This window comes from Bradyrhizobium sp. AUGA SZCCT0158, assembly GCF_018130065.1.
In the GTDB taxonomy this organism is placed as follows: Bacteria; Pseudomonadota; Alphaproteobacteria; order Rhizobiales; family Xanthobacteraceae; genus Bradyrhizobium.
On the sequence record NZ_JAFCME010000019.1, the window covers coordinates 115,641 to 122,014 of the forward strand.

The 6,374-nt window shown below is 63.4% G+C and carries 7 protein-coding genes; 2 read left to right on the forward strand and 5 right to left on the reverse strand.

Annotation, left to right across the window (positions count from 1 at the left end; translation table 11 throughout):
* Positions 1-21 precede the first annotated feature (21 nt).
* From JQ574_RS25275 to JQ574_RS25290, 4 genes are all read right to left on the reverse strand, one after another.
* The gene (locus tag JQ574_RS25275) at positions 22-420 is read right to left on the reverse strand and encodes an SRPBCC domain-containing protein (protein WP_312018275.1); all 399 of its coding nucleotides are present in this window, start codon (positions 418-420) and stop codon (positions 22-24) included.
* Entirely contained in the window at positions 366-833 is a 468-nt protein-coding gene (locus JQ574_RS25280; RefSeq protein ID WP_212383978.1) for a helix-turn-helix transcriptional regulator, read from the reverse strand. Before JQ574_RS25280 ends, JQ574_RS25275 begins: the two co-directional genes overlap by 55 nt.
* A 58-nt stretch (positions 834-891) precedes the next feature.
* A complete protein-coding gene (locus tag JQ574_RS25285; RefSeq protein ID WP_212207067.1) occupies positions 892-1,149 on the reverse strand; it encodes a DUF3551 domain-containing protein in 258 nt (85 codons plus the stop codon).
* A gap of 92 nt (positions 1,150-1,241) precedes the next feature.
* Positions 1,242-2,219, reverse strand: coding sequence for a tripartite tricarboxylate transporter substrate binding protein (locus JQ574_RS25290; protein ID WP_212207066.1), 978 nt, complete (start codon positions 2,217-2,219; stop codon positions 1,242-1,244).
* Between the two features lie 133 nt (positions 2,220-2,352).
* On the opposite strand from JQ574_RS25290, the gene JQ574_RS25295 reads away from it, so the two are divergent.
* Together JQ574_RS25295 and JQ574_RS25300 are read left to right on the forward strand one after the other, a co-directional pair.
* A complete protein-coding gene (locus JQ574_RS25295; protein WP_212207065.1) occupies positions 2,353-2,772 on the forward strand; it encodes a VOC family protein in 420 nt (139 codons plus the stop codon).
* 197 nt (positions 2,773-2,969) lie between these two features.
* Complete coding sequence (locus JQ574_RS25300; protein ID WP_212207064.1) at positions 2,970-4,550, forward strand: AMP-binding protein; 1,581 nt, start codon at positions 2,970-2,972, stop codon at positions 4,548-4,550.
* A gap of 102 nt (positions 4,551-4,652) precedes the next feature.
* Here JQ574_RS25300 and JQ574_RS25305 read toward each other — a convergent pair whose 3' ends face one another.
* Positions 4,653-5,750, reverse strand: coding sequence for an HD-GYP domain-containing protein (locus tag JQ574_RS25305; RefSeq protein WP_212207063.1), 1,098 nt, complete (start codon positions 5,748-5,750; stop codon positions 4,653-4,655).
* Positions 5,751-6,374 lie beyond the last annotated feature (624 nt).

The following is a 6,374-nucleotide window of genomic DNA, read 5'->3' on the forward strand; positions in this document are numbered from 1 at the left end:
GGCAGCTCCTGTGTTGAGCGTTCAGCTGACGAATTGTTCGAGCTTGCCGAGCAGTTCGGTCCAGCCCTTCTCATGGCCGTCGCGCGCGGCTTCGTTGAAGAACTGCTCGTGATGCAGCGTCAACAGCGTGCCGGCGCCGTCCGGCTTCAACATGATGGAGAGCTGCGATTCGCGCTCCGGCGTCGAGTGCCAGGCCCAGCTCATCACCAGCAGCTCGTTCGGTATGATTTCGCGGTAGACGCCGCCGGCCTCAAAATACTCGCCGTCGGTGGCGTAGAAGCTGATGCGATAGCGGCCGCCGACACGCAGATCGGTCTCCGCCTGCACCGAGCCTTCCCTGACCTTCGAGGGTCCGAACCACGCCGCTAGTTTTTCCGGGTCGGTCCACGCGGCGTAGATTTTCGCCGGCGCCGCATTGATACGACGCTTGAGGGTGAGGCTTGGGCTGGTTGCGATACCGGCGTCGCGGCGAGAATCTGGCTGGATGCTTGACTGGGTGGCCATGGGTCTTCCTCCACAAAAGCTGCAAGACGGTCGAGATTGTCGGACCAGAGGCGCTGGTAGCGGTTCAACCAGTCCATCGCCTGCTCCATAGGCTTGGCGGTCAACCGGCACGCCACGGTGCGGCCGGTCTTCTCGCGCGCGATCAGGCCGGCATCCGACAACACGTCGAGATGCTTCATGATCGCGGGCAGCGACATGGCAAAGGGCTGCGCCAGTTCGCTCACGGAAAGGCTTTCACGGTCGCGGAGCCGCGCCACCAGCGCGCGCCTCGTCGGATCGGCGAGGGCTGCGAAGGTACGGTCCAGGACGTCTTCGTAATACTTAACCATATGGTTTAGTATAGATGCAAAAGATCAGGCGTCAAGCGCCCGCTGCTGATTTTCCTGATCAATAATCCCGATAGACCCGGCCGCGCCGCGGCTGCTGGTTCAACGCCGCGCGCGGATTGACGTTGCAATAAACGCCGCGCCCGGCGGCGGAGGCCATGCACTGCTGATAGGTCTGGTAAGAACAGTCGCCGGGATTGCCGACGCCCCGGCCCTGAACGCAATAGGGGTAATCGTAAGCGGCCGCTGGCGTCGGGCCAGCCATCGTGGCCGATCCCGCCGCCAGCGCAACCAACATTGCCAGCTTCGCGTTGCGCATGATCGAATCCTCCTACGCGGCAACCATACCGCGTCGCCGGGTCGCCTCAGGTTCAAAACCTCGCGACCCGGAGAAGGTTCCCGAGAGACGCGCTACTGCACCTTCTCGATATTGGCGCTGTCGATCACTTTCTTCCACTTCTCGGTTTCTTCCACGATCATCTTGCCGAACGCATCAGGCGGCCCGATCAGCGGCTCACCGCCGAGGTCGACCAGCTTCGCCTTGATCGCGGGCTCCGCCAGCACCGCGTTCACTTCCTTGTTCAGCTTCTCGATGATTTCCTTGGGCGTGTTCTTCGGAGCGCCCATGCCGAACAGCGCGCTCGCCTCGTAGCCGGGAATGGTATCGGCAAGCACCGGCACGTCAGGCAGCAGCCCGGACCGTACCGTCGAGGTCACCGCCAGCGCGCGCAGCGAACCGGCACGGATGTGCTGCAGGATCGAGGGCATGTTGTCGAAGATCACCTGAACCTGGCCGCCGAGCAGGTCGGTGATCGCCGGCGCTGCGCCGCGGTAGGGCACGTGCTGCATCTTGGCGCCTGACATCATCATGAACATTTCGCCGGACAGATGCACCGACGTGCCGTTGCCCGAGGACGCCAAATTCACCTTGCCCGGGTTGGCCTTCACATAGGCGATGAACTCGGCAACCGTCTTCGCCGGCACGTTATTGTTGACCGTCATCACGTTCGGCACGCGATTGAACGCCGCGACCGGCGCGATGTCGCGCACCACGTTGAATTTCAGGTTGGCGTACAGAGACGCGTTGATGTAGTTCGCCGGATTGACCAGCAGAAGCGTGTAGCCGTCCGGTTCGGCGTTGATCACCGATTCGGTGGCGATGTTGTTGCCGGCGCCGGGCTTGTTTTCGATCACGAATTGCTGGCCAAGCCGCTCCGACAGCCGCTGGCCGAGCAGGCGCGCAATGATGTCGGTGGCGCCGCCGGGCGGATATCCGACCACCCACTTGACCGGCCGCGTCGGATAATCCGCCGCCAAGGCAGTGCCGATCGAAGCGGTCATCGAAAGGCCGATTGCCGTCAGGCAGATCGCGATACGGCGTGAAATCATGAGTTTTCTCCCTGGGGGCCCGGGTTCACCCGGGCCGTTTCTATTGAACTGAGCAAGGGCCGCGTTGTAACAAACAAACATCCATGCGACCAGTGCGACGCAACGCCCTCAAGGCGCGACCAAAGGATTAGGCATGTCCGTCAAAGTGAGTGCGCTCGATCATCTCGTCATCAATGTCTCCGACGTGGCGCGTTCCGCCGAGTGGTACCGGAGCATCCTCGGCATGGAGATCAAGGTGTTCGATCCCGGCCCGGGCAAAACGCCGCGGACATCGCTGGTGTTCGGGAACCAGAAGATCAACGTGCGGCCGCGCGATGCCGACAAGGTCGAGTGGTTCACCGCCGATCATGAGACCGCCGGCAGCGACGATCTGTGCTTCCTGACCGCGAGCACGCCGGACCAGGTGGTCGCACATCTCAAGGCCAACGGCGTCGCGATCGAGGAAGGCCCGGTCGCCAAGCAGGGCGCGCGCGGCACGCTGCGTTCGGTCTATTGCAGGGATCCGGACGGGAGTTTGATTGAGATTTCGTCGTATGAGGATGGTGCGAAGTAACGTGCTACCCCCTTCCGTCATGGCCGGGCTTGACCCGGCCATCCACGCCTTTCTCGCCGCCATGCCGTGAAGACGTGGACGCCCGGGACAAGCCCGGGCATGACGAGCTTCTACGATTTGCGCGCCGCGCCATCCGATGGCAGAACTACTCCCAAGCAATAACCAAGGCGGCGCTCGAAGCTGCACCGGGAGGACATATGCCCATTTCACAAGCCGCTCCAGGCGTCGTCGGACCGTTCGCCGGCCTCGACGTGCCGTGGCTGCTGCGGATGCGGGCCGAGAGCCGCCGCGATCATCCGTTTCTGATCTGGGCGCCGTTCGAGGCTCCGGCGCGGAGCTGGTCCTACGGCGAATTTCACGAACGCGTCGGCGCGCTGGCGGCGGGCCTGGTCAAGCGCGGCATCAAGCCCGGCGAATATGTGCTGATTCATCTCGACAATTGCATCGAGGCGATGCTGGCGTGGTTCGCCTGTGTCGAGCTCGGCGCCATCGCCGTCACTACCAACACCCGTTCGGCCGCCGCCGAAATGGAATATTTCGCCGGCCATTGCGGCGCGGTCGCCGCGATCACCCAGCCGTCCTATGCCGAATTGATTTCGGCCCATTGCCGCGACCTGCGCTGGATCGCCGTGATCTCGCATAACGCTGGCGCCGCGCCCGCGCAGGGCGCCGCCCGCGGCGATAGTTTCGAATCGTTGTTTGCCGACAGCGCCGACCGGCCGCGCCGCGCCACCGACCCGTTCGCGCCTTGCAGCGTGCAGTATACCTCCGGCACCACGTCGCGCCCGAAGGCAGTGCTGTGGACGCATGCCAACGCGCTGTGGGGCGGCAAGATCAACGCCGCCCACGAGGATTTGCATCAGAGCGACGTGCACCAGACCTATCTGCCGCTGTTTCACACCAACGCGCTGGCCTATTCGATGCTCGCAACGCTGTGGGTCGGCGCGTCCTGCGTGATCCAGCCGCGGTTTTCCGCAAGCCGGTTCTGGAACGTCGCGCTGGAGCATGGCTGCACCTGGACCTCGACGATCCCGTTCTGCCTGAAAGCGCTGCTGGAGCACGAGATCCCGAAGCATCACAAATTCCGGCTCTGGGGCACCGCGGTGAACGATCCGCCGCCTTTCGCCGCCTTCGGCGTCAAGACCATCGGCTGGTGGGGCATGACCGAAACCATCACCCACGGCATCGTCGGCGAGGTCGATCAGCCCAACACGCCGATGTCGATCGGCCGCGCCGCGCCGGAATACGAGATCCGCATTACCGGCGACGACGGTTCACCGACGCAAGTCGGCGACACCGGCAATCTCCTGATCAAGGGCATTCCCGGCCTGTCACTGTTCGCCGAATACCTGCACAACGAGACGGCCACCCGCGAGAGCTTCGACGAGCACGGCTATTTCATCACCGGCGACCGCGTCACGCTGCTGGAACACGGCTTCATCAAGTTCGGCGATCGCGCCAAGGACATGCTGAAGGTCGGTGGCGAGAACGTCGCGGCGTCCGAGATCGAACAGGTGGTCGCGCTGGTGCCGGGCGTGCGCGAGGCCGCGGTGGTGGCCAAGAAGCATCCGATGCTGGACGAGGTGCCGGTCGTGTTCATCATTCCGCTGGCGGGCGTCGAGGCCGCGCCGGCTGAACTGCAGGACAAGGTGATGGCGGCCTGTCGCAATGCGCTGGCCGACTTCAAGGTGCCGCGCGAGATAATTTTTGTCGACGAGATGCCGCGCTCGACGCTGGAGAAGGTGGCGAAGGCGGAATTGCGGAAGTTGCTGGAGTGAGCGCGGCTGTCTTCTTCGTCATTGCGAGCGTAGCGAAGCAATCCATACTTCCGTTCACGCTTAGATGGATTGCTTCGCTGCGCTCGTAATGACGCGGAGAGCCTAGCCATACCCGAACGCGATCGGGCGGAAGGCCTGCAGCAAATGCTGGTCGAGCTTGTCGCCCATCTCTTCCATCACCCCGAACGCCTTGACGTGGGTGAATTGCAGCCGGTAGGCGCGCTTCTCGACCAGGGCGGCGTAGATGTCCACGATCGTCGTCAGGCGCACGATGTCGCTGATCTCCTTGCCGGAGAGGCCGTCGGGATAGCCGGTGCCGTCGAGGAATTCATGGTGGTGCAGCACCACGTCGAGCATTTCCGGCGGAAAACCGCCTTGCGCCGCCAACGCGTCATAGCCGCGGCGCGGATGCTGGCGCATCTCGTGCATTTCCTCCGGCGTCAGCGGATCCGGCTTGTCGAGGATCGCGACCGGGATGAACGCCTTGCCGACGTCGTGCAACAGCGCAGCGCGGGCGAGACGGCGCTGGTCGTCCTCGCGCATGCCAAGGTGCTGCGCGAAGGCGACCGCAAAGCCGGTCACGAACAGGCAGTGCCGATAGCTGTCGGTGTGGTGGCAGCCGACCGTCGTCAGCCATTCACGCAGCGAGGTGTGCTTGATGGCTTTCAGAATCTTGTTTTCGGCCTGCACGATGTCGCTGTATTTCAGCGGCTCGCCGGCCCGCATGCCGTTGAAAATCCTGACCATGACGCCGTGCGCGGCTTCGACGCCGCGGTTGAGCGCCTTGCCGCGGTCGGTCTCGTTGTAGGAGCTGTCGTCCGGGAACGCGGCGCGGATGCGCTGCAGGATGCCCTGCGCGTCAAAGGGGCGCGCGATGGTGTCGGTGGCGCCGAGCGCCCAGGCCTGCATCGAGCCGTGATGCAGCGCGTCCGCGAGCACGAACAGCCGCGGCATCTCGCGATAGGCCTCGGTGCGCAGCTTGTTGCGCACCATCTGCACGCTCTCGGCCGAGCGCAAATTGATGTCGACCACGATGCCGGAGAGATCGCGCGCCGGCGCGTCGGGAATATCCGTGGTGGCGATCATGTCCACCTGGCCGACCGACTGCAGAATGCCGGCCAGTTCGCTGCTTTGATCGCTCCGATCCGACGCCAGCAGCAGCCGGCGCTTGGACGGAGTCTTGTTGGTTAATGCTGTCATAGGACCCCAGGGCCTTGCGGTGATGACCGTCCGCCAAGCTACCGGATAAGGAGTTCCCTGTGGCTTAAGACGTATCGTGAATGTTGATTGATCGGGATCGATAGAATTTTAGGGATTCCATTCGCGGTTGTTGCCTGATCGCGGGCCGCCGCTCCACACAACTGTCGTCCTCCGCGAAAGCGGGGGACCCAGTACGCCGCGGCTTCTCGGCTCTATTATCAGCGCCTCTGGAATACTGGGTCGCCCGGTCAAGCCGGGCGATGACACTGAATATGTGGCTGCGATCTCGCGGCGCATGGCGCCCGAGCTTTGCCAGAAAATCCTTACCCCCAAGAATTCAGAGGGCGCAGGGAATGCCGGATGCGCGCTGCACCCGCGGTCTCATGTGCGATTGTGCATAAGAATGCTGCACATGAGCATACAGGGCAGCGGAGAGCATCCGACATTCCCTGCGCAATGGCTTTACGGCTTATGACGCGCTCTCCCCGGTGAGACGGCCTCTATTGCCACCGTCACTGCGCAGGGCGTGAGCCATTGCGCAGCTTGACGCCGTTACGGGCGCCAGGACCACACGCTTTCACCGTACGCATCAGCCGCGACCGTCAATCGCAACTGTTACGTCCA